The sequence below is a fragment of the Alistipes sp. DJF_B185 genome (genome assembly GCF_964250025.1).
Classification (GTDB): domain Bacteria; phylum Bacteroidota; class Bacteroidia; order Bacteroidales; family Rikenellaceae; genus Alistipes; species Alistipes finegoldii.
This window is the reverse complement of the sequence record NZ_CAXUDY010000014.1, coordinates 24,514-50,084: the sequence shown is the minus strand read 5'-3', so window position 1 is coordinate 50,084 and position 25,571 is coordinate 24,514. Positions and strand designations below refer to the sequence as shown.

Genomic DNA, 25,571 nt, shown 5'->3' with positions numbered 1-25,571 from the left:
TTGAAATCCGAAACGAAGTCCTGCCATGGAAAAATTGATCCGATACCTGCAGTTTATCCGCGAAGCCGAACGGCTGAAAAACGTCCTGCGCACCGCCTACACCTCGGAAGGACGGCACGAAAGCACGGCCGAACACTCGTGGCGGCTGGCGCTGCTGGCCGCCGTGCTGACCGGCGAGCGGCCCGAACTGGACATGCAACGGGTGGTGCTGATGTGTCTGATTCACGATCTGGGCGAAGCCTTCGACGGCGACGTTCCGGCCATTGCGCAGACCGCGCCCGGAGTCAAAGCCGCCTCGGAACTGGCGGCCATGGAGCGGCTGACACGACTGCTCCCGCCGGAAGCGGGAGCCACGATACGGGAAATATGGGAAGAGTACGAAGCCTGCCAGACGCCGGAGGCACGCTGGGTGAAGGCCCTCGACAAGGCCGAAACGATCATCCAGCACAATCAGGGCGCCAATCCCGCCGGATTCGATTACGCATTCAACCTCACCTACGGAAGCGAATACTTCGACGACGGAGCGCTGCTAAGCGATCTGCGGCTGCTACTCGACGAAGAGACCGGACGGCACGTCAGGCGTTGAGCATCTTCACGATCTCGGCCTGCGGGTCCTCGGCCCCGAACACGGCGTTGCCGGCCACCAGCACGTCGGCGCCCGCTCCGAAAACCTCGTGCGCGTTGTGCGACGAAATGCCGCCGTCCACCTCGATGATCGTTTCCGTCCCCAGCTCGTCGGCCAATGCGCGCAGCTGCGCGATCTTTTCGAGCGACGCGGGAATGAACGCCTGCCCGCCGAAACCGGGTTCGACGCTCATGATCAGCACCAGATCGATCTGCGGCAGAATGTCGCGCAACACCTCGACCGAAGTGGCCGGCTTGATCGACACCCCCACCTTTGCACCCGCGTTGCGGATCATTTCGATACATCCCTTGGGGTTGTAGGTGGCTTCGTAATGGAACGTCACCACGTCGGCGCCCGCCTCGGCGAAGCGCGCCACGTAACGTTCCGGCTCGACGATCATCAGATGCACGTCGAGACACTTCGCCGTCGCCTTGCGAATGGCTTTCAGCACGGGAAATCCGAAAGAGATATTCGGCACGAAAACGCCGTCCATCACGTCTATATGGACCCATTCGGCCGCACTGCGGTCGATCATCTGCGTATCGCGCTCCAAGTGGCCGAAATCGGCCGACAGCATCGAAGGTGCTACTATTCTGTTCATTGCTCGGTTAATATCGTGTTCTACAGACAAAGATAGTCATTTTTCGCGGATTCCCGCACTCCGGAGCGGGATTGCGCCGCGGAATATACAATTCGGCAGGCTCTGCGGCCATGCGTTTCCGGACAAACCGCCCGGACTGCCGCGCCTCAGCGCCTCACCCGATTCAGGCTATTGATTTTCCGGCGGATCGCCGCCCCGTTGAACAACGAAAGCAGAAGCGCAAGCGCAACGCCGCACAAAACCGTAAGCCCCAATCCCGCAGGCCGGTAACCCTCCTGCAGGGCGGCCAGCGAGGGCAAATAGCAGAGACGCACCAGCCACACCGCCAGCAGAGCCACGCACAGCACGCCCAAATTCAGTCCGAGCGTCAGCAGCTGATAGGGCCGCGCCACACGGGAGGGGGCATATCCCAGCAGGAGCAGGTTCTCCATTTTGCCGCTGTTCTTCTGCAACAGCAGGAAGATACTCAGCATCAGGATATAGAACGACATCGCACTGAACACCAGTCCCACGCCGGCCACGCCGCCCGCGGCGATCCGCAGGAAGCGGGCCGCCCTGCCGTCGTCCCGGCGGTCCCCCTCGGCTTCATAGCCCTTGCGGGCGAGGTAATCCGTCACGGCCGCATCGACCGGACGGTCGGTCTCGACGATAATCCGCGCCGGCTGTTTCGCGGCTCCGCTCCCGAAGCGCCCGTTCGACCAGCGGATGAACGCATCGGGCACCAGAATCGTATTCAAACGGTTGGACAACCCGACGATCCGCCCGCGGAACTGCTCCCGATGTCCGTTACCCGCAATCTCGATGCCGAGTGAGACCCGGCGGAAGATGCCTTCCGATATCTGCGGCAGTCCCTGCGACCGGGCGAATCCGTAATTATAGAGGTTCAGGTAGTTGCGCGGAATGATGATGGGAATATCCCTGTCCCCGGCCTTGTAATCCCAATTTTCTGCCCCGACGTCGAGGAAGCGGTCGGGCACCGACTCGAAAAACAGGTAGGTCGAAAGCTCCACGCCGCCCATGCCGACCGTTCCCTTTATCCGGTAATCGGCAGGCGTGAAGGCCCCGGCTTCGCGCACGAAGGGCTGCGCCCGCAGGTCGGCCAGCTCTTCAGCCGTAAAGTCGCTGCTGCCCAGACCGATCGCCTGAAGCGCCCCGACCTGCTTCGACAGCACCAGATAATCGCCCCGCATGAACGAATCGGGCCGGTCGAAAACCGGCAGGACGTCGCGGTATGCCTGCAAAGCCGTCAGCACGATCGCCATGCCGACCAATCCGGCGAGGGTGAATCCGACGGTCTGGGCCATGCTCAGATGACAGCGCAGCAATTTCCAAAGCAACCTCATAACGTAAAGATTTTATGGTACGGCAGCCGGAGCCGGCTGCCGACCGAGGTGACGATCACTCCCGCTCCCTGCGCCTGCGCGCCCTCCAGCAGCAACGCAGAGAGCACCTCCCCGTTGGCGGCGTCGAGATGGCTCACCGGCTCGTCGAGCAGGATGAAATCGAAGGGCTGGCACAAACAGCGGATGAATGCGACGCGCTGCTGCTGCCCGAACGAGAGCTTCCCGGCCGGAGTATCCCGCTTGCCGGCGATCCCCGCAGCTTCGAGCAGGCGCTCGATCCGGTCCGGTGTCAAAAAGTGGGTAAGTTCGTTCTTCAGCGCGAGATTCTCCGCCACGGTCAGCTCCCCGAACAGACGCAGGTCCTGAAAGAGCATGCTCAGCGACCGGCGGCGCAGTTCGCCCCACTGCGCCACGGAAAGCGTCCGGCAGTCCGCAGCGTCGAACAGGATGCGGCCCGCATAGTCGGTTCTGGCCCCGTACAGAAAACTGCACAACGAAGACTTTCCGGTTCCCGAAGCGGCTTCGACCAGATAATACTCCCCCTTGCGGAATGTCACGTCATGCAGCCACAAGTCCGATTTCGGCGGCTCCGGATTGCCCGCAAAGGCGTCAGGCAGCACCTGCTGCAAAGTAATCGACTCCATACATCATCTGTTTCAGGAAAAGCGGCCGTTCTTCGAGGACGGCCGCTTTTCTCTGTTTCCACGGATATTACAAATTCGCTTCCGGCACGTACTGACGAATCAGCTCGCCGGTCTTGCCGCAAATGGTCTTGAACGAGTTCTGCTCCTTGTCCACCATGTTTACGATCATCGTGCCGCCCTTCATCGTACCATAGGCTTCCATGTCGTCGAACATGCCGAGCACGGAGAGCGCCGCTTCCGCCTGCGGAGTGACATTGCCGCCGAGCAGTTGGGCGATCATCGCGTTCAGCCCCTCGAAATCGAGGTAGAAGGTCGAGGACTGACCTTTGAAAATCTTATCCATCGACTCCATCGACGCGATTTCGCCGCCGTCGAGCGCCATCTTCACGACCGCGTCGGTCGTGCAGTAGAGCACGTCGCCCTTCACGCCGAACAGGATCGTCACGCCGCCCATGTTCAACGTGTATTCACCCTCGGCGGTCTGCTGAACCGGCATGCCGGCCATGTTGGTGACGATCGTCTGCAGCACGGCAGGATCTTTCACCTGCGCCAGCATCGACGCCACGGGATATTTGCCGTCGATGCCCATTCCTGAGAAGGAAAGCAGGAAGTCGCCGTCGAAGGGTTCCATCACCTGCTTGACCATCGGATTTGCCATCAGCATGCCGTAACCGGGCATCGCCGAGAGCATCGAATAGAGCTTTTCGCCGTTGAGTCCCAGCGACATCGCGCCGATCGAAGCGGCCGGCACATAGCGCAGCAGCGCTCCGGTCTGGGGCTTGACATAGGCGTAGAAATCCATCATCTTGGCTTCGCTCTCCTTGTCCTTGTACGACACGGCGGCCTCCGTAACGATCCGGCCCTTCTCGAAATTGACCGAACCGACCATCGTCGTCCCCTTCAGCGCATCCATCATGGGCATCGAGCTGAGCATCGGATTGTTCATCATGGGGAGTATCTCACCGTACGAAAGCACCATGTTGATGTCGTTCTTCCGGGCGAGCTGCTCCGCAACGGCCTTGTCGCCCATCAGGCTCTCGCCGCTCTGCTGGGCGAACAGCTTGCGCACGTCGCCGGCCAGATCGTCAACGCCGTTCTGCACGAAATAGACCATGAACGCGATGTCGTTGTAGGCGCACAAAACGCCGGCATCGCCCTCTTTACCCAGATCGACGACCGAAACGCCGCCCTTGGTTTCGGGCGCGACACCGCTCTTTTCGTTGATCCGCGCAAGCAGAGCGTCGAATTTGGCCTTGTCGCCGATCGGCAGCAGCAGACCGCCCCGCATAACGGGAGCATCGACAGTGCCTTCCATCGCCGCAAAGAAGAAGAAATCCTTTTTCACGTCGATACCCGATTCGCCCGGATTCTTCAGCAAGGCGAGCAGGTACTCCTTCTCCTCGGCGGAGAGGTTCTGGTCTTTATCCAGTTCGGCCTTGATCCGGACATAAAGCGGATGCTGGTCCAAATCGCCGGCTTCGCACTTCTGCATCAGCGATGCGGGATTGACCGACACGGTCATAAACGAGTCTGCGGGCAGGATGCTGCGGTAATCCGCGCCGCTGCCGCAGGAAACAATCAGCATGGACGCCGCCGCAAGGCAGACCAGCTTCAAAGGTCGTAAGAAATTCTTCATATGCTTCAAATTTAAAATGAATCCGATTAAGGAACAAAACTATAAAAAATCGGCAAACCGCACGCTGTTTCAGGCAAATAAATTCGCATTCGGCGCCAAAATATTCCGCATGCGCTCCGAACGGCTCGTTTTCCGGGAATAAATTGCTATTTTTGCATGGAATAGATTACCGCACAAGCCATGACCCCGACCTCGCTTTTCACACTGACAACCTGCTGCCTGACAGCCATCCTCGCCATCGTCCTGCTGCTCTGGCACCGGGAATCCCGCCGTCTCGGCGCGTCGAACGCCGACGCCGAAGCGCGCGAACGCGCCGCCGCCCGTCTTTCGGCCGCCGAAGCCCGGCTGGCCGCAGCCGAGCAGGCCGTGTCGGCCGAAAGGGAGCTTCGCCAGCGGTACGAAGCGCAGGCACAAGCACTGACCGAACAGCGGACCCGCACCGAAGCGGAGTTGGCGGCGCTCCGGGCCTCGTCCGAGACTGAACTCGCGTCGCTGCGGGCGAAAAACGCCGAGGAGCGTGCGGCCGAGAAGGCCGAGCGCGAAAAGCTGGAGGAGACCTTCCGGGCGCAGTTCAAAAACCTCGCGACCGAAATTTTGGGCGAACACTCGGTGCGCTTCCGCCAAACCAGTCAGGAGCAGATCGACAGTCTGCTGAAACCCTTCCGCGACAACATCACCGACTTCCGCAAGCGGGTCGAAGAGATCTACACCACGCAGACCTCGCAGCGGGGCGAGCTGAAAGCCGAGCTGAAAAACCTCATGGAGCTGAACCGCCGCATCACGGCCGAGACGACCAACCTCACCAACGCGCTGAAAGGCAACTCGAAGGTGCAGGGAGACTGGGGCGAGATGCTGCTCGAAACCATCCTCGACAGCTCGGCCCTCATCAAAGGCATACATTACCAGACCCAATACAACATCAAGGACGAGGAGGGCCGCAACCTGCGCCCCGACGTAGTGCTGCACCTGCCCGAAAAGAAGGACATCGTCATCGACTCGAAGGTTTCGCTCACGGCGTTCGTCGGCTACACCTCGGCCGAAAGCGAGGAGGAGCGCCGCCGTCACCTCGCGGCGCACGTGGCCTCGGTGCGCCAGCACGTCGCCGAGCTGGGCCGCAAGGAGTACCAGCGGCGGCTCAACTCGCCCGACTTCGTCATCATGTTCATACCCAACGAACCGGCATTCCTCGCCGCCCTGCAGAACGATCCGGCGATCTGGGCGGACGCCTACGACCGGAAAGTCATCGTCTCCTCGCCGACGAACCTCTTCGCCCTGCTCAAGCTGGTGGCCGACCTCTGGAAATACAACGATCAGGACAAGAACACCAAGGAGATCGCCGCCTGCGGACTGAAACTCTACGAACAGCTGGTAGCCTTCACCTCTTCACTCGAAGGGGTCGGCACCGCGCTCGACAAGGCCCGCGACGCATACGAAGACGCCCACAAGCGGCTTTGCACGGGCAACGACAACATCGTCCGCGTCGGGGAACGGCTGCGCAAAACGGCGAGCCTGCAAACCAAGAAACGCCATTCGGCCCGCACGCTCGAAATCGCCGGAGCCGACGAAGACCCGGCGGCCCTCTCCGCAACGGAATCCGCGGCGGAAACTGCTGCAAAATCCGCGGCGGAAACTGCTGCAAAATCCGCGGTGAAAGCCGCTGCGACCGATACGACGGCGCAATAGCCCTCCGGCAAAACTTGCTTTCCGAAACCAATAATTTTCGTTTTGAAAGAAAAATATTTGCGGATTCGTTCCGAATTGCGTATCTTTACCCGGTAACCAAGCTAACCAAATAAAGATGAAACGATTTCTTGCCCTTTTGACAGCGCTCGCCTGCACGCTGTCGCCTGCAATCGCAGACAACCCGAAGGCCGACGCCAAAGCCGTCGTAACTTCGGGAAACGCCCGGTTTACGGTGCTCACACCGCAGTTGATCCGTATGGAGTGGAGTGCCGACGGACAATTCGAAGACCGTGCGACGCTGACGTTCGTCAATCGCGAGACTCCGGTTCCCGAATTCAAGGTCCGCGAAAGCAGATCGAAACTCACGATCACGACCCCGGCGCTGACGCTTACGTATCTTAAGAACGGCAAGTTCAGCGACAAAAACCTGAAAGCCGTATTCACGCTCAACGGCAGGGAGGTGGTCTGGACTCCCGGCATGGAAAATCCGCAGAACCTGCTGGGCACGACCCGCACGCTCGACGGCGCCGACGGTTCGAAACTCAAGGAGCCGATGGAGCAGGGCATCCTCTCCCGCGCGGGCTGGTCCCTGATCGACGATTCGCAGCGTCATGTGCTGACGCCCGACGGTTCCGAATGGGAAGAGTGGATCGAAGCGCGTCCCGAAGGCGACCGTCAGGACCTCTACCTCTTCGCCTACGGACACGACTACAAACAGGCGCTGGCCGACTACGCGCTCGTCGCCGGCCGCGCGCCGATGCCTCCGAAATATACGCTGGGCTACTGGTGGAGCCGCTACTGGCAGTATTCGGACAACGAATTCGTCGATCTGGTGAACAAACTCAAGTCGATGGACGTGCCGATCGACGTGCTGATCGTCGATATGGACTGGCACGAGACATGGGGCCTGCGCAAGAGCAATTCGCCGAAGGACGAATACGGTCAGCGCATCGGCTGGACGGGCTACACGTGGCAGAAGGAGCTGTTCCCCTCGCCCGCGAACTTCCTCAAGTGGACCGAGAACGAAGAGCTGAAGGTGGCGCTCAACCTCCATCCCGCTTCAGGTATCCAACCTTACGAAGCTGTATACGATGACTTTACCAAGGAATACGGATGGTCTGAGAAGGGCAAGAGCGTACCGTTCAAAATCGACGAACGGAAATGGGCCGACGCCTATTTCAAAACCGTACTCGAACCGATGGAACGCAACGGCGTGGACTTCTGGTGGCTCGACTGGCAGCAGTGGAAAGAGTCGAAATACACCCCCGGACTGAGCAACACCTTCTGGCTCAACCACACCTTCTTCAACCATGCGGAGCGTCAGAACCCCGGACTGCGCCCCTTCATCTACCACCGCTGGGGCGGGCTGGGCAGCCACCGCTATCCGCTGGCATTTTCGGGCGACACCTACGCCACATGGCCCATGCTCGCCTACCTGCCCTACTTCACGGCTACGGCTTCGAACGTCAACTACGGCTGGTGGGGCCACGACATCGGCGGCCACATGTTCCACAAGACGCAGAAGGCGACCGACCCGGAACTTTACACGCGCTGGCTGCAATACGGCGTGTTCACTCCGATCTTCAAAACCCATTCGACCAAAGACCCGCGCATCGAACGCTGCATCTGGTGCTTCCCCGACCATATGTTCCTCATGCGCGACGCCATCCGCCTGCGCTACACGCTGGCACCCTATATTTATAATGCGGCCCGCGAGAATTACGACACGGGCGTCGGCATGTGCCGCCCGATGTACTACGACTATCCCGAATCGGACAAGGCGTACGAGACGCCCGAACAGTTCATGTTCGGCAACGACATCCTCGCCACGACCATCACCCAGCCGGTGGACAGCATAACGGGTCTGGCTCCCCGCACGATCTGGTTCCCCGAAGGGGCGTGGTTCGACTGCGCGACCGGCTCGATGTACGAAGGCGGCCGCACCGAAGAGTTGCACTACACGCTGGCGGAGAATCCCCATTACGCCAAGGCAGGTTCGATCATTCCGATGAACCCGGCTACGGTGAAGAACCTCCAGCAGCCGTGCGATACGCTGGTGCTGACCTTCATTCCGGGCGGCGACGGGCAGCTGCGCCACTACGAGGACGACGGCATGAGCCAGCAGTACAAGACGAACTACGCCGTGACGACGGTCACCAAAAAACAGGAGGGCAACACGGTGCGCGTACGCATTTCGCCCCGCGAGGGTTCGTTTGCGGGCGCGTCCGACAGCCGCAGCTACGAACTGCGCTTCCCGGCCGTCTTCCCGCCCAAGTCTGTAAAGGTCAACGGCAAAGAACTGGCCTACTCGCGCTTTCCGAAGGCCGGGGAGTGGACCTACGACGGCTACACGCTCGCACCGGTGATCTACACGGGCACGACGGCCTGCGACGCTCCGGTGGAGATCGAACTCGCGTTCGACGACTATGCGACGGCGCATCAGGCCGACCTGTACGGCATGAGCGGCGTCTTCAAACGCTGTCTCGACCTGACCGTCGAATTCAAGACCGAGCAGGGCGCCCACAGCGAACCCTACCTGATGCTGCCCGAAGAGTACCTGCGCGTTTCGCAGTGCCCCAACTTCATCCTCGAAGAGCCGTTCCGCATCGCCGAATTCATCGGAGCCTATGCGAAGAACAAGGCCGCACTGTTCGAAAAGACCGATTCCATGACCATTATCGGCGACAACTTCAAGCAACGCCTGAAGGCCGTGATCGGCAGCGTGAAATAACCGGACGACATACCGCAACAAAAATCCCCGCGAAGCAAGTTCGCGGGGATTTGTTTTACGAAGTATTACATGCTCCGGACTCATCCCGTGGTCCGAATTAATCCCGGATTATTTTTTCAGGCTTTGTCGCTCCGACCCGGCTTCCAGCTCTTGCGCATCCGGCATTCGATGCCCGGCGTCGCGCCGTGCGCCATCGTCTCGACAAGATCGTCCCACGCCTCCGCTACCCAGCCGACCCGCTCACGGCAGTGTTTCAGCACCTCGACGGCCCAGATCCGCACCGCGACCTTCGTGCCGGGATCGACGGCCCACTGCGCCGCCGTCTCGGCGATCCGCTCCAGCGAAGAGGAATCGGGCGTATAACGTCCCAGCAGGTCGGCCATGATCTTTGCGAAATGGCGCTGCGCGCTCCGGTCCGTACAAGCGGGGAAGTCCCTGTCGCAGAACGCTCCGGCGAAGGGCATGAACGCATCGGGAGCGGCGAAATAGATCTTTTCGAGCACATAGGCGCTGCGGAAGGCCACTTTGTGTCTCGCAGGCTTCGGCAGGTTAGCATACGGCGAGGTCGCCACCCGATAAAGCAGCTCCACCGCCCCCGCATCGCGCACCCGCCGGGCCACCGTGTCTGCGAAGTCCGAATAGAACCGCTCCGAAAGACTCTTTACCAGTTCCGCTTCGGTCATATGTCGGCAACGGAACTAAAACAGACTTTTCTTCGAGGTCGTGACGACGAAATCCTTCAGGTAGAAAGGTTCGAAGTAAGCGATATCCTCCGTACGGCCTTCGTCGAGCGCCTGCTGGGCCAGCCGCGCAAGACCGCGGGCCGAAGGGGCCACCTCGACGAACTCGGCGCCGGCAAGCACGTCGGCGCATTTGCGGGCGCCGCTGCCGAAAATCACGAACGGACGGCCCTGCTCTCGGAATTCCCGGAAGCTGCCGGCATCGATCACCTCGGCCGTGACCTCGTTCTGCGGACGGCCCTCCGCATCGAAGACCTGCGCATAAACCTCCATGCGGCGGGCATCGACCATCGGGCAGAGCAGCGCACGGTCCCAGTCGGAAACAGAAAGAATACCCGCTTCGTAATCTTCGCGGGCAACCTCCGTCAGCGCGTCGAGCGATCCCACGGCGATCAGCGGCTTCTGCAATCCGTAACACAATCCCTTGGCGAACGACACGCCGATGCGCAGTCCCGTATAGGAGCCGGGACCTTTGCCGACCGCCACGGCGTCCAGCTCGTCGGGCGCAATGCCCGTTTCGCGCAGAAGCTCATCGACGAACACGCCGACCTTGCGGGCATGGTCGCGCCCCTCGTCGCTCTCGCGCAGCGAAAGCAGCTCCCCGTCTTTCGCAATACCGACCGAACAGATGTCCGTGCCGGTCTCGATACAAAGAATAAGACTCATATGATTTTGTAATTTACCTCACCAACTTCCGTTCCCGCCGGCGCATGCGCCGCCCCGTCAAATCACCCCCAGATGCGCCAGCGCCTTTGCGATACCGTCGTCATCGACCGAAGCGGTCACGTAGTCGGCGGCGTTCAGCGCCTCGTCGCAGGCGTTGCCCATCGCCACGCCTACCCCTGCGGCACGCAGCATCGCCACGTCGTTGCCGCCGTCGCCGAAAGCCGCGACCTCGGCCGCCGAGAAGCCGTAACTGCGCATAAACTCCTCCATTCCGGTCGCCTTGTCGATGCCGGCGACATTGACATCGGCGAAAATCGGGCACCAGCGGCTCGCTGCGAGCGTCGGCAGCTCGGCCATAACCCGCCGCTGGGTCTCCGCGTCGAAGTAGAAACAGAGCTGACAGCATTCGACCCGGCCGAAAAGCTCGCGCAGGTCGGTCTGTTCGGGCACCGGATGCGCCACCATATGCGCGACCCGCTCGACGTCGGGCGTCACGCGATTGACGAAAACGCCCTCCTCCAGTTCCAGCCCCATTGCAAAGCCCTGCTCCTCGGAGAGCGCCAAAGCGCGTTCGAAATCAGCCCGCGGAATCGGATGCAGGCTGACGACACGCCCGTCGTTGGCTACACAACGGGCGCCGTTGAGCGACACCACGCCGTCGTAAAGAATTCCTTCGAGCGGTCCGAGATCGTTCGCGGCGCGCCCCGTGGCGATAAAGAGCCGTACGCCGCGCTCATGCGCCTGCGCCAGCGCCCGAAGCGCCGAAGCGGGAATTTCATGCGTACTGAAACTGATCAGCGTCCCGTCCACATCCAGAAAAATCGCCCGTATCATCGTCTGTAGTTTTTCATCGCCTTGTCGATCTCCCGTTTGGCGTCGTTTTCCTTCAGGTATTCGCGTTTGTCGTAGGTTTTGCGGCCGCGGGCAAGCCCGATGACGACCTTCACCAGCCCGCGCTCGTTGAGAAACATGCGCAGGCCCACGATCGTAAGGCCCTTGTCCTGTCCGGCGCGCTGGAGTTTGTCCAGCTCGCGGCGGTTGAGCAGCAGCTTGCGGTCGCGGCGCGGCGTGTGGTTGTTGCAGGTCCCCCACGCGTACTCGGCGATATTGACGCCGCGGATCCAAAGCTCGCCGCGGTCGAAATAGCAGAACGAATCGGTCAGCGAAGCCCGGCCCGCACGGATCGACTTGATCTCGGTGCCGACCAATACGACGCCCGCAACGTACTCTTCCAGAATCTCATAGTCGAACGTCGCGCGCTTGTTGCGGATATTTATATTTTTCTGTTCACTCATATACTCGGAAACGGCACAATAATTGCCCATTTATTCGCAGGGGTGGGAATCGGTCAAGGTAACTAATTCTTTTATCTTTGATATGTTTTACACATCTTTCTGTTTATTTTCTGTTTGCACACGGTATGCGTAGTGATACGTGTACGACCCGATACCCGCCCCTTTTTTCGTTAAAAATTCAAAACACCACATATATTATTCCGGCGGCTACAAGATCAGCCGCTGCAATTTCCTTGCAATGGTCACCTTCACCTTGTTGAAGCCGGCCAGCCGCTGGATCACCTCGTTCTGCTGCTCCTCGGTCAGGCTCTCGTCGGCAAGTTTGGCCTGCCACTCCTTGATATAACCCTCGATCACCTTCGACTTGTAGAGCGTCACGGCCTTCGGCACACCCACGGCCAGCATCTCGGCATCGGTGTCGATATGAATCTCCTTGCGCCGCCACAACTCGCTGGGAACATAATTGTCGTCCGACGTAAGGATGTCCACCGACACGTTGCACACCTCCGGATCGGGGTGGTTCAGAAAAAAGTGCGCCGGCACCTCCGCTCCGGTGCCGAGCAGCTTCCACTGCTCCCGGTAGGTCGCCAGAATCTTGTCATACAGCGGATTGCTGAACGACAGTCCGTCGCTGTCAAGTTCCATGAAGATCACCTCGGCGACGTTGCACGCCACCATCGTACGCCCCTCCTTGAAGTCGAACGAGCAGTGGCCGTACTTCAGCAGGTATTTCACCAGTTCGCGTTCGAGCGCCTCGACGCTGCTGCCGGCCTGCACCTGCTTCACAAACTCGACCTCCGGCTCCCGCACTTCGGCACGCCGCTGGGCCGTCTGACGGCGGACGAATTCGTCCGTCTCGCGGTCCCCCGTGGTGGACATGCGCTTGCGGGCCACCTCCGAGATGAGGATGTTCTCGTCGATGTCCATGATGCGGGCGCACTCCTTGATATAGACCGACCGCTGGATCGGATCGGGAATCTGCGCGATCGACTGCACCATGTCGCCGATAAGGGCCGCCTTCTTGATCGGGTCGCCCTCGGCGTCCTGCAACAGCAGTCTGGCCTTGAAAGCAAGGAAATCCTGCTCGTTGGCGCGGATATACTCCTGCAGCTCGGCGGCCGTATGCGTCCGGGCGAAGGAGTCGGGGTCTTCAGGTTCGGGCAGCAGCACCACGCGCACGTTCATGCCCTCCTTGAGGATCATGTCGATACCGCGCAGCGAAGCGTGGATACCCGCCGAGTCGCCGTCGTAAATGACGGTGATATTCTTCGTAAAGCGGTTCAGCAGGCGTATCTGCTCGGTCGTAAGCGAAGTGCCGGAAGAGGCGACGACGTTTTCGACACCGGCCTGATGCATCGAAATCACGTCGGTATATCCTTCGACCATAATGGCGAAGTCGAGCTGCTGGATCGCCTTTTTGGCGAAATAAAGTCCGTAAAGCTCCCGCTTTTTGCTGTAAATCTCGCTTTCGGGGGAATTCTGGTACTTGGCGACCGTCTTGTCGGTACGCAGCGTACGGCCGCCGAAAGCGACGATGCGGCCCGAAATATTGTGGACCGGGAAGATCACGCGGTCGCGGAAACGGTCGTAGAGCGATCCGTCGCTCTCGCGCTGGAGCGAAAGTCCCGTCGCAACCAGAAACTCCTTCTTATACCCCGCCGCCAGTGCGTCTTTCGACATCCGGTCGCCTTTGGCCGGACAGAAACCGAGACCGAACTTCTTGATCGTGGCGTCGGTCATGCCGCGCTTCTGGCGGAAATAGGTCATGCCCGCGCTCATGCCTTCGGTCTCGTGGTGGAGGTAATCGGCGAAGTAGTCGGCCGCCCAGCCGTTGAGCGCGAACATGCTTTCGCGGTCGTCGTTGCGGCGCACCTCCTCGTCGGTCATCTCCTTCTCCTTGACCTCGATGCCGTAGCGCTTGGCCACCATCTTCAGGGCTTCGGGATAGGTGATGTTCTCGTGCTCCATCAGGAAAGTGACGGCGTTGCCGCCCTTGCCGCAGCCGAAGCACTTGTAGACGCCCTTCGAGGGCGAGACGACGAACGAAGGGGTCTTCTCGTTATGGAACGGACAGCAGGCCTGATAGTTCACGCCCTTGCGTTTGAGCGTGACGTATTCGCCGATAATATCCACGATATTGGCGGCGGCGTAAATGCGGTCTACTGTTTCCCTGTCAATCATACCTGCAAAGATAGGAATAATTCGGGAAAAGGAGCGGAAGAGCGGGCCCCTCGGCGCAAAATTCCCGCAAAAAGGCGACGGCGCCGCACCCGGCCCGAATACGGGTATTTTAAACGAGTATTCGCTCCGGCCGCAATTTATTTCGGATTTTATCGTTATTTTTGTCCTATGGATTTCAAACTCGTATCGGATTACGCCCCGATGGGCGACCAGCCGGAAGCGATCGAACAGCTCGTCGGCTCGATCCGCCACGGCTCCAAACATAACACCCTGCTGGGCGTCACCGGTTCGGGAAAGACCTTCACCGTGGCCAACGTCGTCGCGCAGCTGAACCGGCCGACGCTGGTCCTGAGCCACAACAAGACCCTAGCAGCGCAGCTTTACGGCGAATTCAGGAACTTCTTTCCCGAAAACGCCGTGGAGTATTTCGTCTCCTACTACGATTACTACCAGCCGGAGGCCTACCTGCCTTCGACGGACACCTATATCGAAAAAGACCTTTCGATCAATGCCGAGATCGAGAAACTGCGTCTGCGCACCGTCGCCACGCTGTTGTCGGGGCGCCGCGACGTGATCGTCGTGTCGAGCGTGTCGTGTCTCTACGGCGCGGGCAATCCCGCGGATTTCCACGCCACGGCGATCGACATCAAGGTCGGACAGATCGTCAGCTACAAGCACTTCCTCTACAAGCTGGTAGAAGCGCTCTACACCCGCACCGAGCGGGAGCTGGAGCCTGCGACATTCCGCGTGAACGGCGACACGGTGGACATCATGGCGGCGTTCGGCGAGTTCGGCAGCCAGTGTTTCCGCGTGATGTTCTACGACAACGAGATCGAAGCCATCCAGACCATCGACCCCGTGACGGGACAACGCATCCATTCGCTCGACAACCTGACGCTCTACCCCACGAGTCTCTTCGTAACCACGAAGGAGCGCATCAACGGCGCCGTACAGCAGATATACCTCGACCTCGGCCGGCAGATCGAATTCTTCGAGCGGGCCGGGCGGCCGATGGAGGCCCAGCGCATCAAACAGCGCGTGGAATACGACATCGAAATGATCAAGGAGCTGGGCTACTGCCCCGGCATCGAGAATTACTCGCGCTACTTCGACGGCCGCAGCGAGGGTACGCGTCCGTTCTGCCTGATCGACTACTTCCCGAAAGACTACCTGCTGGTCGTGGACGAGAGCCACGTGACCATCCCGCAGGTACACGCCATGTTCGGCGGCGACCGCGCGCGCAAGGAGAACCTCGTGGAGTACGGGTTCCGGCTCCCGGCGGCCAAGGACAACCGTCCGGTGACCTTCGCCGAGTTCGAACAGCTGCAGGGCACGTCGATCTACGTCAGCGCGACGCCCGCGGATTACGAGCTGATGAAGAGCGAAGGCGTGATCGTCGAGCAGCTGATCCGCCCCACGGGGCTGGTCGATCCGCCGCTCGAAGTGCGCGTAACGATAAACCAGATCGACGACCTGCTGGAAGAGATCGACAAGCGGGTGAAGAACGACGACAAAGTGCTCGTGACGACCATCACCAAGCGGATGGCCGAGGAGCTGTCCAAATATTTCGACCGCGTGGGGGTGCGCAACCGCTACATCCACTCGGACGTGGATACGCTGGAGCGCATACAGATTCTGGAGGACCTGCGGGCCGGCATGTTCGACGTGCTGGTGGGCGTGAACCTGCTGCGCGAAGGTCTGGACCTGCCCGAAGTGGCATTGGTGGCGATCCTCGACGCCGACAAGGAGGGATTCCTGCGCAACGTGCGTTCGCTCACGCAGATCGCGGGACGTGCGGCGCGTCATTCGCAGGGCAACGTGATCCTCTATGCCGACACCTGCACCGATTCGATGCGCTACGCCATCGAGCAGAGCAACCGCCGCCGCGAGAAGCAGGTGCGCTACAACATGGAGCACGGCATGCTGCCGCGCCGCGCACAGCGAAGCGGTTCGGGACAGAGCACGCTGCTGAGCACGCGGACCGACGTACCGGAAATCGCGGCGGTCTACCCCATCGCCGAGGATCATTACATGGCTGCGGCGGACGTGCAGAAAACTTATGCCGCGAGCGAAAACCTCGATGCGCTGATCGTCAAGGCGCGCGAAGACATGGAGCGTGCGGCCAAGTCGCTCGACTTCCTCGCCGCGGCGAAATTCCGCGACCGGATGTACGAACTGCAAAAACTCAGGGAAGAGACCGGAAACGGGAGCTCCCGCAAAACAGCACGGCACGAAACGCTGTAAAATCACCATTCTCAAAACGACGATCCACGAGGACCTCGCCCGCCAATATGCCGGGGCGGGGTTCACGAAGTGTCCCATGATGCACGAAGGGCAGGTATTTTACGCCGATTACGCAAAGCCCGCAGGATTTTGCGACGAAGCGTGGAAAGCCGTATACCAATACGTGTTCGCCCTCTCCCACGGGACCGGGCAGGTTATAATAGAGTAAGGATCGGGGGGGGGTCAGACCTCCGCATGGCGGAAGGTGAAGTATTTGGCGGCCAGATAGCTGTAGATCATCGTGACGAAAGTCGCCAGCATCTGCGACGGCGTGGCCCACAATCCGCAGAACTCCACGAAAAATTTCAACCCGGCATAATTCACGACCACCGAGCCGCCGATCGACAGCAGGTAACGGAACAACTGCGTCCCGGTCGGCAGCGGCGAGTGACGGAATGTCACATAGCGGTTCAGCCAGAACCCGGTGAAGAACGTGAAGGGAAAGATCAGCAGCATCGTCGCGACATACGCAGAGACAACCACGAAACCGAGGTCCAGCTGCTCCTTGTCGAGGACGAAATTATAAACCAGAAAGTAGCACACCCAGCTGAACACCACGTTCGCACCGCCGCAGACGATATAACGGAACGTCTGCCGCGGCAGGATCGCCGCGACGGGCTTGCGGTAGAACCAGTCGATCAAACGGATTATCAGCTCGGAAATGCGCATCAACGGGCGGTATAGGTCCAAAGGCCCGGAAACCGGTCGCTGTAATTGCGGACGAAGAGCGCACATGCCTCCATATCGGCCGATTCGAACGGCGAAACCATGAATTTCGTCCCGAAACGGTAGATTCCGCAGCGCACCGAAGGATCCTTTTCCGCCGCCGCATCGACGGCGCGCGCCGCATTCTCCGGCGTGCTGAACACTCCCAGCACGACATAACGGCGGCCCGAAACAAGCGATGCGGGCGCATCGGCCGTCCCTGCGGAACGGGTTTCAGGGCGTTTCGCCGGGGCAATATCCTTCTGCCCGGCAGGAGCGTTCCCCTGACCGCCGACCGACGAGGCGGCAGTACCGGCATTCGCACCGGACGCAGCGGGTTCCGATCGCGTTTCGGCGTTCGTCCCCGATGCAGTGTCAGCCGTCGTGCCCGCGGCCTTTGCGGCGTCCGCACCGGGCGCAGATGCCGCCGATCCGGTTGTCGCACCGGAATCCGCAGCAGCCGGAATCGCGGCCGGACTGTCGGCCGTCGCCGCGCCAGCGGTTGCCTCCGGTCCCGGAATACCGGTTGTCTGCGCGATCTCCTCCGGGCCTTCGTCATAGAGCTTCAGGAACTCATACCCCCCGAAACCGAGGGCGACCAGAATCGCCGCAATGCCGATCCACAAGGCCCAGTCGAACTTGCGGGCGGGTTTTATCCGCACCGGCTCACGCCCCTGCGGATTGAGTCGCCTGTCGAACGCCGCATCGGGCGTAAAATGTTTGAGTTTGAGCACGCCGACGCCCTCGATCGTCAGCACGCCGTTTTCGAGCGTGCGGGCCAGCCAGCGGTCGTATACATCCTGCGCTTCGGCGGCGTCGCACTGCACGGCGCCGGAGATTTCAGCGACCAGCGACACGCCCCGCTCCTGCGAGGTAAACGACACGGCCCGGCTCGGCGGCACCACGCTCCGCCGCGAAATGCGCCGCGCGCCGCGGCGTTCCGTATAGAGCGATCCCACCCCCGGCAGGAACACCTCTCCGCCCCCGGCGAGCAGGTCGCCTACGAGACGGTTGATCTCGTTTACCATCGGATAATTACTCATTTTCTCTTCTTTTTGGCAGTTGCAGCCGGGGATTTCGGCACAACCGGAACCACCTCCGGCTGCGTCGCACCCCGGTAAATCATATAGATACCCAGCAGAATGAACGGAATGCTCAGCCACTGTCCCATGTCGAGCAGCCATCCCCGTTCGAACGCCTCCTGCTCGGTCTTGATGAACTCGATGAAGAAGCGCGTCAGGAAGATGCCGATCAGTCCGATGCCGAACAAAATGCCCGGACGGCGGCGGGCCATGTCTTTCGCATAATAGAGCCAGCAGAGCAGACCGAACGTCGCCAGATAGCAGAGCGCTTCGTAAATCTGGGTCGGATGCACCGCCGCCGGGGCGAACTCGTTCACCCATTTGGCCGAGCGGACGAACTCGAAACCCCACGGCAGGGTCGTCGCCATGCCGAAAATCTCCGAATTGAAAAGATTGCCCAGACGCACGACTGCGCCGCCGATACCCACCGCGATCATAATGCGGTCCAGCGACCAGACGTAAGGCAGCTTGTTCTTGCGCGAGAAGAGCCAGAGACCGATCAGCAGGCCGATGGCGGCGCCGTGGCTGGCCATGCCGCCGTCGCGGAAGCCCGTGATGATGGTCCACGGCTTGCTCAGGTACTCCATCGGATCGTAGAACAGGCAGTGCCCCAGACGTGCGCCGATGATCGTCGCCAGCGTACCATATATAAATATAGACTCGGAGACTTTCGACGGAAGTCCCTCGCGTTTGCAGAAATTGTCGAAAAATTTGGCGCCGATCAGGATTGCCAGCGCCCACATCAAGCCGTAATAACGGATGTCGAGCGATCCGATGGAAAAGAACACCGGATTGAAATCCCAGACGATGCTTAGCGGTTGTATCATATTACTTGGAATGGGTTCTATGGATTTCTGCCGTTATTTGATGTCCTGCAGATTTACTTTCTTGAGCGTGAACGAGAAGGTGCTTCCCACGCCCAGTTCGCTGCGGCCGGTGATGCGCTCGCCGTGCGCCTCGATGATATGTTTCACGATGGCCAGACCGAGTCCCGTGCCGCCCTGCTCGCGCGAGCGGCCCTTGTCCGTGCGGTAGAAACGTTCGAAAACGCGCGGCAGGTCCTCCTTGCCGATGCCCGAACCGTTGTCCTCGACTTCGATCAGGATTTTGTCGAGCATGTCGCGGAAATGGACGCGCGTCTGCCCGCCCTCCTTGCCGTAACGGATCGAATTGATGATCAGGTTTACCATCACCTGACCGATATAGTGTTTGTCGGCAAGCACCCAGAAAGGCGACGGCAGGTTTTCGGCCCCTTTGACCGAAATCTTGATCCCCTTTTTGTCGGCCTCCATCTCGGCCTGCTCGGCAATCTCCTTGGTCAGCGCAACGATGTCGAACCGCTCCATGTTCAGGCGGTTCATGTTGCTTTCGAGTTTGGAGATCGTATCGAGGTCGTTCACAATGTTGATCAGGCGGTCGATGCTCTTTTCGGCCCGTTCGAGGTATTTGCGGTTGATCAGCTCGTCCTCCAGTCCGCCGTCCAGCAGCGTCGAGATATATCCCTGAATATTGAAGATCGGGGTTTTCAGCTCGTGCGCCACATTGCCGAGGTACTGTTTGCGGAACTGCTCGGTCTCCTTCAGGCGGGCGATCTCCTTGTCGTTGGTATCGGCCCACGCCGTAAGCTCCTCGCCGATATTCTCGACGTGCTTGTCCTTCAGTTCGGAGAAGATCTCATTGGTGTGCACGTCGCGCGAAAGGACGATCGAATAGATCGGCTTGAGCTTGTAGGCCACGTACTTGCGGATGATGAACAACGCCACGAGAGCCATGACGACGAAAACGCCGGCGACGGCGCAGAGCGTCATCCACCAGACCACATCGAGCAGGATCATCGTCACGGCGACGATGACCGCTGCGAGGAGTGCGACCAGAAGCGACGCCCCCTCCTTTGTTTTAATGTACACCATAGCTACTTCGTATATTGTTGCATGAGACGGGCGATGTATTTGCCCACGATATCGAATTCGAGGTTTACGACCGAGCCGACTTCGATGCGGCAGAAGTTCGTATGCTCGAACGTATAGGGAATGATCGCCACGCGGAAGCTGGATTCCTTCGAATCGCAGACCGTCAGGCTCACGCCGTTCACCGTCACCGAGCCTTTCTCCACGGTGCAGAGACCGCCGCCCTGCGGTTCGTACTCGAAGGTGAAGTACCAGCTGCCGTCGGCGTCTTCCTTGGCGGTGCAGACGGCCGTCTGATCGACGTGCCCCTGCACGATGTGGCCGTCGAGCAGCGCATCGGGTTTCATCGAGCGTTCGAGGTTCACCAGATCGCCCGTTTTCAGCAGGCCGAGGTTGCTTTTGTCGAGCGTCTCCTTCATCGCGGTAACGGTATAAGCGTCGTCGCGGATGTCCACAACTGTCAAACATACGCCGTTATGTGCTATGCTCTGATCGATTTTCAGCTCTTTGCAGAAGTCCGCGCGAAGCGTAAAATCCTTGTTCTGACGGTCGGTGCGGATCTCCACGACCTCCCCCATGCGTTCCACGATACCTGAAAACATACTTCTCAACTGTTAATTATCAACTTGCCTTTTACTTTGTAGACCGACTTTATGTCGCTGACATTCAGAATTATGTCGTCATAATTCTCTTTGTCTCCGGCCACCAGACGGAGTTTATCGTCCCCGTCGGAGAGCCGAACTATCCGCAAAGTTACAATTTTTCGGCTGACAATCACATATTCGCCCCCCGGAATAATCGCATCCGGGTCCACAGCTTTCAGCAGAACCACCGCACCGGGCGGCAGCGCGGGTCCCATGGCGCGTCCCATGTAGCACATCGCCAGATCGCACTGCCCGGCCTGCGGCACCATCAGGCTGCTCTCGGCTTCGAGGTGCGCGACATGGGCGACGGCCTGTTCGACATCCACATTATAAAAAGGTATCTGCACGCCGCGCAGCTTCTCGTCGGAGAACATCTGTCCTTCGCCCGTCAGCAGCCACAACTTGTCCACCTGAGGAAATTTAGAGACGATTCGGTCGGCGACATCGAGTGATATGCCGTTGTTGCCACGTTTGATCTGATAAAGGTTTTCCCCGCGGGCCAACCCGATATAACGCGCAAAATAGTTGGTCGACATGTTCGCCCACTTGATTACGGCCTCGATTCTTTGCCAATTATTCTGCTTTTCTCGCATTTTTTTAGCAATAATTAAAAAAAAATTTGCATCTTTGCACTCCCGGTCCCGTAGTTCAATGGATAGAATATAAGATTCCGGTTCTTACGATATGGGTTCGATTCCCGTCGGGACTACAAAGCACAAGTGCAGAGATTCAAGCACTTGTGTTTTTTTGTTCAACTCCAGTCACAATCTATTATTCAACAAAAATAATAACAAATTTCCATTAGACAATAGAAAATAGCACAATTAAGCTTTTTAATAACATATTCGGACACGACCGAAAAAAGTCCGCGCAACAGAAGATACGGACTTTTCCGGTCGTATTTCGTGCCTGAAAGGCACTGCAAAAGCCTGTTTCAGAGGGATTGTCAGAAGGAAAGACGCACGCCCAGCCGCAAGGTAAGCGACAGCGGCGAGTCGGTACGCGAGGTCCGCAGATCGGTTTCCGTGAAATAATAGGAGACTTCAGGCTCGAAATAAAGCCCGACAAGCCCGCCCAGATCGTACTGCGCGCCCGCGGCGCCCAGCACGGACCATTGCACGCCCGGCTCGTCCATCGCCCTCGAACCGAATTTCGCGGAGACGCACTTCTCGATCATACCGCCGGCGCCTGCATACAGCGAGAAGCGCCCCGTATCCAGAAACTGCCAGTTCATACGCAGCGGCACGCCGATAAAATGGAGTTTCTGACTGATGTCCTGCCGGCTGGACTTCATGCGGACATCGGCCCAGAGCAACGTGTAATTGACGCCGCTTTCGAGCGACAGACCGTGCGCGAATTCCTTGCGCACCGAGAGTCCGAAACTGAGCGGCTGGTGATGTTTGAAGGAATAATCGTCGTAATTGTATTTCAGCTGGGCCATCGTGCCGGCGCCGCCGCCTACCGGAGCGTCGGACATCATCATGCCGGGGCCGGGCCCCGCCGACACGGTTCCCCCGCCCGTCACGCTGCCTGCCGCAAAGAGCGACACGGAAGTCCGCCTGCGGGATTTCGGCTGCTCGAAGGCGATCTGGTCGCCGTAATAAGAAGTGGTGCTCGGATAGGTCCTCGCCGATGCAGCGTTTTCTTTTGGAGCCGTCCGTTCCTGCACGCCGGAAGTCTCTGCGGCGGCCTGTTTCTGCGCGATCGTTTCTTCCGACCGCAAAGTTGCGGCAGCTTCATTCTCCGGAACGGGTTGCGGCCGGGAGTCCGTCACATCAACCGCCACGACCGTCGGCGCAGCGTTCCGCGCAACGGCAGTCGCAGGATACGCCGCCCGCACCGCCTGCCGGGCTTGGGCCTCTCGGCCCGGAAGCGACTCGGCCCGCACCGCCTCCTGCGACGGCACGACGGCCCGAAGCGACTCTTCGAGCGTTCCGATCCCCCCGGCCGGATATGTCCGATTGTCCGCGGCGGAACTGCCGCCGTCTGTTGCCGATGCGATAACAAACCCTTTATCCCCCAAACTACGATTTTCATGCAGCAGCAGTTCCCCGCCTCCGACAAAAATCAGCACGGCAGCAGCAGCGGCAGCAATCCGCGGCCAATATCTGCGCAATACGGAAATCCGGGGCGCCGGAGTTTTCAGCTCCCGCTCCAGACGCGCCCATCCGTCGGCCGGGGGTGTTACCTCGGCGTCCCGGAGCGCGCTCCGCATTACATCTGTCCAGTCTTTATTTTGTTTCATAATCTAATGTGTCTCCATATACGCCGCAATCCTGCGGGCCAGCAGCGTCCGCGCCCGGAACAACTGCGACGAGGAACTTTTTTCGTTGATCCCCAGCATCTGCGCGATATCGCGGTGCGAATACCCCTCGATGCAGTAAAGGTTGAACACCGTACGGTAACCGTCGGGCAGCTCGCCCACGAACTCCATCAGCACGTCGCGCGGAATACGCGCCACCTCCGACGGATCGGGTTCGGGAACGTCGGGAAGCGCCCGGCCTTCGTCGAGCGTCCTGAAGTTGAGTTTATTCCGGTTCCGGAGCCATTCGAGCGCCACATTCACCGCTATACGCTCTATCCATGCGCGCAGCGAACCGGGTCCGCGGTAGGAGAATCGGTCGAAAGCCCCGTATATCTTCAGGAACGCATCGTGCATGAGGTCCTCGGCGGTAGCCCGGTCGCCCGAATAACGGAGACAGACGGCCAGCAAACGGGCTGCATAGCGGTCGTACAGCTCACGCCGGGCCGTATCTTCCCCCTCTCTGCACCCCTCGGCCAGTATCTGTTCCTCCATTTCCATATTTGCGTTCACTCTTATAAATGGTATAAAGACCAAAAGACTGCACGGGATCAAAAAAAATTTTAATCCGCATGCAGTATTATCCTCCAGAATACGTTTACTGACATGAAAGATAATACAAAAATAGTATAAAAATATGAAAAGATTCGGATTTATCACGCTTGCGGTCCTGACCGCAGTATTCTTCTCCTCCTGCAACGATTCGGACGGAGATTACGCGAGCAGCTGGGCATTCGCCTCGGCAGAGACGCTCAGCAACGACTACTACTTCGTGCTGGACGACGACAAAACCGTCTATCCGAGCGACAAATCGCGCGTAGCCGGCTACAAGCCCGAAGACGACCAGCGCGTCATCATCTTCTTCAACCTGCTGAAAACGGGAGTCGAAGGGTACGATTACAACATCGCGCTTTACGACGTGAGGAACATCTACACGGGAGAGACCAGAATCGTGACCACGCAGGAAGAGGTGGAGGAACTGCCCGACGCACAAACCAGCTATTTCGGCGGCAGCATGAACAGCAACTGGCTCAACGTGGGAATCGGCTTCAACGCTTCGGATCTCTCGAAGCATAAGTTCCTGCTCGTGCGCAACGACTTCACGCAGATCGACCCCGACAACAAGAAGGAGGGATACCTCAACCTCGAACTGCGCCACGACGCCGGCACCGACACCAGCGGAGTATACAGCTACGACGACCGCTACGTCTCGTTCAAGCTGGATCAGTTCAAGGAGGACCTCGAAGGCATGAACGGCATCATCCTGCGCATGAACACCCGTCAGAACGGCGTAATATATCTTCAGATCAACATGTCGAAGGAGAAGTAGCCACTCCCGAAACATGACCGCCCCGGCCCGCAGAATCTGCGGGCCGGATTTTTTTGTCTTGCCGCGGAAACCCCGCAACACCCCATCCTTTCAGGCCAAAACCGGGCCTTCCGGCGCGCCGCAAATAAATTTGTTTTTGGCCGCGGCATGTGCTATCTTTGCGTCATGTCTATCGTACGCAACACCGAGAGCGATCTCGAATTCGAAAACAAGATCCGCCCGCAGGAGTTGGAAACCTTCTCCGGGCAGGATAAAATCGTCGATAATCTCCGCATCTTCATCAAGGCGGCGCTCATGCGCGGCGACTCGCTCGACCACGTACTGCTGCACGGCCCTCCGGGACTGGGAAAAACGACCCTTGCCAACATCATCTCCAACGAGATGAACGCGCAGCTGCGCGTCACGTCGGGTCCCGTGCTGGACAAGCCGGGCGATCTGGCGGGACTGCTCACGAGCCTCAATCCGGGCGACGTGCTCTTCATCGACGAAATCCACCGGCTCAGTCCGATCGTCGAGGAGTACCTCTACTCGGCCATGGAGGATTACAAAATCGACATCGTACTCGACAAAGGACCTTCGGCGCGTTCGATCCAGATCGAGCTGGCGCCCTTCACGCTCATAGGCGCCACCACACGCAGCGGCCTGCTGACCTCGCCCCTGCGGGCGCGCTTCGGCATCCAGTGCCATCTGGAATATTACGACGCCCCGGTGCTGGCCGGCATCGTCAAACGCTCGGCGCGCATTCTGGACGTCTCGATCGACGACGACGCGGCGCACGAGGTGGCGCTCCGCTCGCGCGGCACGCCCCGAATCGCCAACGCGCTGCTGCGCCGGGTGCGCGACTTCGCCATGGTCAAGGGCGAAGGGCACATCGACCTCGAAATCACACAGATCGGACTCGCGGCGCTCAATATCGACTCGCGCGGACTCGATCAGATGGACAACAAGATCCTCGGAACGATCATCGAAAAGTTCGGCGGCGGTCCCGTAGGACTGAACACCATCGCCACGGCCGTCGGCGAAGACGCCGGAACGATCGAGGAGGTTTACGAGCCGTTCCTGATCAAGGAAGGCTTCCTCAAACGCACGCCCCGCGGCCGCGAAGCCACCGAGCTGGCGTACCGCCACATGGGATTCACTCCGCCCGGCGGAAGCGATACCCTGCTGTTCTGA

The 25,571-nt window shown here is 59.5% G+C and carries 23 protein-coding genes, 1 tRNA gene and 1 pseudogene; 8 read left to right on the top strand and 17 right to left on the bottom strand.

The genetic code is table 11. The annotated features are described in order from the left end of the window. Positions 1–25: 25 nt before the first annotated feature. Positions 26–586 carry an HD domain-containing protein gene (locus ACESTR_RS13430; RefSeq protein ID WP_195290201.1) on the top strand — a complete coding sequence of 187 codons (561 nt, stop codon included), beginning with the start codon at positions 26–28 and terminating at the stop codon, positions 584–586. On the opposite strand, the gene rpe is transcribed toward ACESTR_RS13430, so the two are convergent. The 4 genes from rpe to ACESTR_RS13410 form a co-directional block, all read right to left on the bottom strand. Then, a complete protein-coding gene (gene rpe, locus ACESTR_RS13425) occupies positions 576–1,226 on the bottom strand; it encodes a ribulose-phosphate 3-epimerase (RefSeq protein WP_009596956.1) in 651 nt (216 codons plus the stop codon). The two genes, ACESTR_RS13430 and rpe, sit on opposite strands and share 11 nt — an antisense overlap. 146 nt (positions 1,227–1,372) lie before the next feature. Further along, the gene (locus tag ACESTR_RS13420; protein ID WP_195290199.1) at positions 1,373–2,569 is read right to left on the bottom strand and encodes an ABC transporter permease; all 1,197 of its coding nucleotides are present in this window, start codon (positions 2,567–2,569) and stop codon (positions 1,373–1,375) included. Continuing rightward, on the bottom strand, positions 2,566–3,213 hold the full coding sequence (locus tag ACESTR_RS13415; protein WP_009596981.1) for an ATP-binding cassette domain-containing protein: 648 nt from the start codon (positions 3,211–3,213) through the stop codon (positions 2,566–2,568). The genes ACESTR_RS13420 and ACESTR_RS13415 overlap by 4 nt, the downstream gene beginning before the upstream one ends. Before the next feature lie 67 nt (positions 3,214–3,280). Next, the gene (locus ACESTR_RS13410) at positions 3,281–4,849 is read right to left on the bottom strand and encodes a DUF4836 family protein (RefSeq protein WP_337758198.1); all 1,569 of its coding nucleotides are present in this window, start codon (positions 4,847–4,849) and stop codon (positions 3,281–3,283) included. 180 nt (positions 4,850–5,029) lie between these two features. Here ACESTR_RS13410 and ACESTR_RS13405 point away from each other — a divergent pair, with 180 nt between their 5' ends. Then, positions 5,030–6,532, top strand: a complete 1,503-nt coding sequence (locus ACESTR_RS13405; protein ID WP_373179366.1) for a DNA recombination protein RmuC — start codon at positions 5,030–5,032, stop codon at positions 6,530–6,532. 115 nt (positions 6,533–6,647) lie between these two features. Continuing rightward, positions 6,648–9,263: a glycoside hydrolase family 31 protein gene (locus ACESTR_RS13400; RefSeq protein ID WP_302574703.1), complete on the top strand. Its 2,616-nt coding sequence runs from the start codon at positions 6,648–6,650 to the stop codon at positions 9,261–9,263. Positions 9,264–9,379: 116 nt separating this feature from the next. Here ACESTR_RS13400 and ACESTR_RS13395 read toward each other — a convergent pair whose 3' ends face one another. The 5 genes from ACESTR_RS13395 to dnaG all read right to left on the bottom strand — a co-directional run bounded on the left by ACESTR_RS13395 (position 9,380) and on the right by dnaG (position 14,145). Further along, complete coding sequence (locus ACESTR_RS13395) at positions 9,380–9,946, bottom strand: hypothetical protein (protein ID WP_237959140.1); 567 nt, start codon at positions 9,944–9,946, stop codon at positions 9,380–9,382. 15 nt (positions 9,947–9,961) lie between these two features. Continuing rightward, positions 9,962–10,669 carry a tRNA (adenosine(37)-N6)-threonylcarbamoyltransferase complex dimerization subunit type 1 TsaB gene (tsaB, locus tag ACESTR_RS13390; protein ID WP_195290193.1) on the bottom strand — a complete coding sequence of 236 codons (708 nt, stop codon included), beginning with the start codon at positions 10,667–10,669 and terminating at the stop codon, positions 9,962–9,964. Between the two features lie 57 nt (positions 10,670–10,726). Next, positions 10,727–11,503: a Cof-type HAD-IIB family hydrolase gene (locus ACESTR_RS13385; protein WP_237959139.1), complete on the bottom strand. Its 777-nt coding sequence runs from the start codon at positions 11,501–11,503 to the stop codon at positions 10,727–10,729. After that, entirely contained in the window at positions 11,500–11,964 is a 465-nt protein-coding gene (gene smpB, locus ACESTR_RS13380) for an SsrA-binding protein SmpB (RefSeq protein ID WP_237959137.1), read from the bottom strand. The genes ACESTR_RS13385 and smpB overlap by 4 nt, the downstream gene beginning before the upstream one ends. 207 nt (positions 11,965–12,171) lie before the next feature. Next, positions 12,172–14,145 (bottom strand): DNA primase, encoded by a 1,974-nt coding sequence (gene dnaG, locus ACESTR_RS13375; protein ID WP_278714195.1) that lies wholly within the window; start codon positions 14,143–14,145, stop codon positions 12,172–12,174. A gap of 168 nt (positions 14,146–14,313) precedes the next feature. Here dnaG and uvrB point away from each other — a divergent pair, with 168 nt between their 5' ends. Both uvrB and ACESTR_RS13365 read left to right on the top strand, forming a co-directional pair. Further along, positions 14,314–16,389: an excinuclease ABC subunit UvrB gene (gene uvrB, locus ACESTR_RS13370; protein ID WP_373179365.1), complete on the top strand. Its 2,076-nt coding sequence runs from the start codon at positions 14,314–14,316 to the stop codon at positions 16,387–16,389. A 1-nt stretch (position 16,390) separates the two neighbouring features. Next, positions 16,391–16,582, top strand: a pseudogene (locus ACESTR_RS13365) (TIGR04076 family protein); the annotation flags it as partial. A gap of 29 nt (positions 16,583–16,611) precedes the next feature. Here the strand turns inward: ACESTR_RS13365 and ACESTR_RS13360 are convergent. The 6 genes from ACESTR_RS13360 to ACESTR_RS13335 are packed head-to-tail and all read right to left on the bottom strand — an operon-like array spanning position 16,612 to position 21,359. Beyond that, positions 16,612–17,097 carry a GtrA family protein gene (locus ACESTR_RS13360; RefSeq protein ID WP_217729623.1) on the bottom strand — a complete coding sequence of 162 codons (486 nt, stop codon included), beginning with the start codon at positions 17,095–17,097 and terminating at the stop codon, positions 16,612–16,614. Next, the gene (locus ACESTR_RS13355) at positions 17,097–18,176 is read right to left on the bottom strand and encodes a hypothetical protein (protein WP_130063281.1); all 1,080 of its coding nucleotides are present in this window, start codon (positions 18,174–18,176) and stop codon (positions 17,097–17,099) included. Before ACESTR_RS13355 ends, ACESTR_RS13360 begins: the two co-directional genes overlap by 1 nt. Continuing rightward, positions 18,173–19,042 (bottom strand): prolipoprotein diacylglyceryl transferase, encoded by an 870-nt coding sequence (gene lgt, locus ACESTR_RS13350; protein ID WP_130063279.1) that lies wholly within the window; start codon positions 19,040–19,042, stop codon positions 18,173–18,175. Before lgt ends, ACESTR_RS13355 begins: the two co-directional genes overlap by 4 nt. Positions 19,043–19,075: 33 nt before the next feature. Then, the gene (locus ACESTR_RS13345; protein ID WP_130063277.1) at positions 19,076–20,125 is read right to left on the bottom strand and encodes a sensor histidine kinase; all 1,050 of its coding nucleotides are present in this window, start codon (positions 20,123–20,125) and stop codon (positions 19,076–19,078) included. A 2-nt stretch (positions 20,126–20,127) separates the two neighbouring features. Next, entirely contained in the window at positions 20,128–20,724 is a 597-nt protein-coding gene (locus ACESTR_RS13340; RefSeq protein WP_022044665.1) for a riboflavin synthase, read from the bottom strand. A 5-nt stretch (positions 20,725–20,729) separates the two neighbouring features. Continuing rightward, positions 20,730–21,359, bottom strand: a complete 630-nt coding sequence (locus ACESTR_RS13335; protein ID WP_014776048.1) for a hypothetical protein — start codon at positions 21,357–21,359, stop codon at positions 20,730–20,732. A gap of 44 nt (positions 21,360–21,403) precedes the next feature. Between ACESTR_RS13335 and ACESTR_RS13330 the strand changes: the two genes are divergently transcribed. After that, positions 21,404–21,475 (top strand) — tRNA-Arg (locus ACESTR_RS13330). Positions 21,476–21,712: 237 nt separating this feature from the next. On the opposite strand, the gene ACESTR_RS13325 is transcribed toward ACESTR_RS13330, so the two are convergent. Both ACESTR_RS13325 and ACESTR_RS13320 read right to left on the bottom strand, forming a co-directional pair. Then, the gene (locus ACESTR_RS13325) at positions 21,713–23,011 is read right to left on the bottom strand and encodes an outer membrane beta-barrel protein (protein WP_130063867.1); all 1,299 of its coding nucleotides are present in this window, start codon (positions 23,009–23,011) and stop codon (positions 21,713–21,715) included. A gap of 3 nt (positions 23,012–23,014) precedes the next feature. After that, the gene (locus ACESTR_RS13320; protein ID WP_009596971.1) at positions 23,015–23,563 is read right to left on the bottom strand and encodes an RNA polymerase sigma factor; all 549 of its coding nucleotides are present in this window, start codon (positions 23,561–23,563) and stop codon (positions 23,015–23,017) included. Positions 23,564–23,705: 142 nt separating this feature from the next. Between ACESTR_RS13320 and ACESTR_RS13315 the strand changes: the two genes are divergently transcribed. Both ACESTR_RS13315 and ruvB read left to right on the top strand, forming a co-directional pair. Beyond that, on the top strand, positions 23,706–24,398 hold the full coding sequence (locus ACESTR_RS13315) for a hypothetical protein (RefSeq protein ID WP_195290184.1): 693 nt from the start codon (positions 23,706–23,708) through the stop codon (positions 24,396–24,398). A 165-nt stretch (positions 24,399–24,563) separates the two neighbouring features. Then, positions 24,564–25,571, top strand: coding sequence for a Holliday junction branch migration DNA helicase RuvB (ruvB, locus tag ACESTR_RS13310; protein WP_009596942.1), 1,008 nt, complete (start codon positions 24,564–24,566; stop codon positions 25,569–25,571).

Bases quoted from the DNA above. Each gene is read 5' to 3' on its own strand.
- dnaG (WP_278714195.1), bottom strand. From the start codon at position 14,145: ATGATTGACAGGGAAACAGTAGACCGCATTTACGCCGCCGCCAATATC.
- ACESTR_RS13410 (WP_337758198.1), bottom strand. From the start codon at position 4,849: ATGAAGAATTTCTTACGACCTTTGAAGCTGGTCTGCCTTGCGGCGGCG.
- ACESTR_RS13395 (WP_237959140.1), bottom strand. From the start codon at position 9,946: ATGACCGAAGCGGAACTGGTAAAGAGTCTTTCGGAGCGGTTCTATTCG.
- rpe (WP_009596956.1), bottom strand. From the start codon at position 1,226: ATGAACAGAATAGTAGCACCTTCGATGCTGTCGGCCGATTTCGGCCAC.
- ACESTR_RS13320 (WP_009596971.1), bottom strand. From the start codon at position 23,563: ATGGAGGAACAGATACTGGCCGAGGGGTGCAGAGAGGGGGAAGATACG.
- ACESTR_RS13345 (WP_130063277.1), bottom strand. From the start codon at position 20,125: ATGGTGTACATTAAAACAAAGGAGGGGGCGTCGCTTCTGGTCGCACTC.
- ACESTR_RS13355 (WP_130063281.1), bottom strand. From the start codon at position 18,176: ATGAGTAATTATCCGATGGTAAACGAGATCAACCGTCTCGTAGGCGAC.
- ACESTR_RS13360 (WP_217729623.1), bottom strand. From the start codon at position 17,097: ATGCGCATTTCCGAGCTGATAATCCGTTTGATCGACTGGTTCTACCGC.
- uvrB (WP_373179365.1), top strand. From the start codon at position 14,314: ATGGATTTCAAACTCGTATCGGATTACGCCCCGATGGGCGACCAGCCG.
- ACESTR_RS13340 (WP_022044665.1), bottom strand. From the start codon at position 20,724: ATGTTTTCAGGTATCGTGGAACGCATGGGGGAGGTCGTGGAGATCCGC.
- ACESTR_RS13315 (WP_195290184.1), top strand. From the start codon at position 23,706: ATGAAAAGATTCGGATTTATCACGCTTGCGGTCCTGACCGCAGTATTC.
- ACESTR_RS13325 (WP_130063867.1), bottom strand. From the start codon at position 23,011: ATGAAACAAAATAAAGACTGGACAGATGTAATGCGGAGCGCGCTCCGG.
- ACESTR_RS13400 (WP_302574703.1), top strand. From the start codon at position 6,648: ATGAAACGATTTCTTGCCCTTTTGACAGCGCTCGCCTGCACGCTGTCG.
- ACESTR_RS13415 (WP_009596981.1), bottom strand. From the start codon at position 3,213: ATGGAGTCGATTACTTTGCAGCAGGTGCTGCCTGACGCCTTTGCGGGC.
- ACESTR_RS13430 (WP_195290201.1), top strand. From the start codon at position 26: ATGGAAAAATTGATCCGATACCTGCAGTTTATCCGCGAAGCCGAACGG.
- ACESTR_RS13385 (WP_237959139.1), bottom strand. From the start codon at position 11,503: ATGATACGGGCGATTTTTCTGGATGTGGACGGGACGCTGATCAGTTTC.
- ACESTR_RS13405 (WP_373179366.1), top strand. From the start codon at position 5,030: ATGACCCCGACCTCGCTTTTCACACTGACAACCTGCTGCCTGACAGCC.
- lgt (WP_130063279.1), bottom strand. From the start codon at position 19,042: ATGATACAACCGCTAAGCATCGTCTGGGATTTCAATCCGGTGTTCTTT.
- smpB (WP_237959137.1), bottom strand. From the start codon at position 11,964: ATGAGTGAACAGAAAAATATAAATATCCGCAACAAGCGCGCGACGTTC.
- ruvB (WP_009596942.1), top strand. From the start codon at position 24,564: ATGTCTATCGTACGCAACACCGAGAGCGATCTCGAATTCGAAAACAAG.
- tsaB (WP_195290193.1), bottom strand. From the start codon at position 10,669: ATGAGTCTTATTCTTTGTATCGAGACCGGCACGGACATCTGTTCGGTC.
- ACESTR_RS13335 (WP_014776048.1), bottom strand. From the start codon at position 21,359: ATGCGAGAAAAGCAGAATAATTGGCAAAGAATCGAGGCCGTAATCAAG.
- ACESTR_RS13420 (WP_195290199.1), bottom strand. From the start codon at position 2,569: ATGAGGTTGCTTTGGAAATTGCTGCGCTGTCATCTGAGCATGGCCCAG.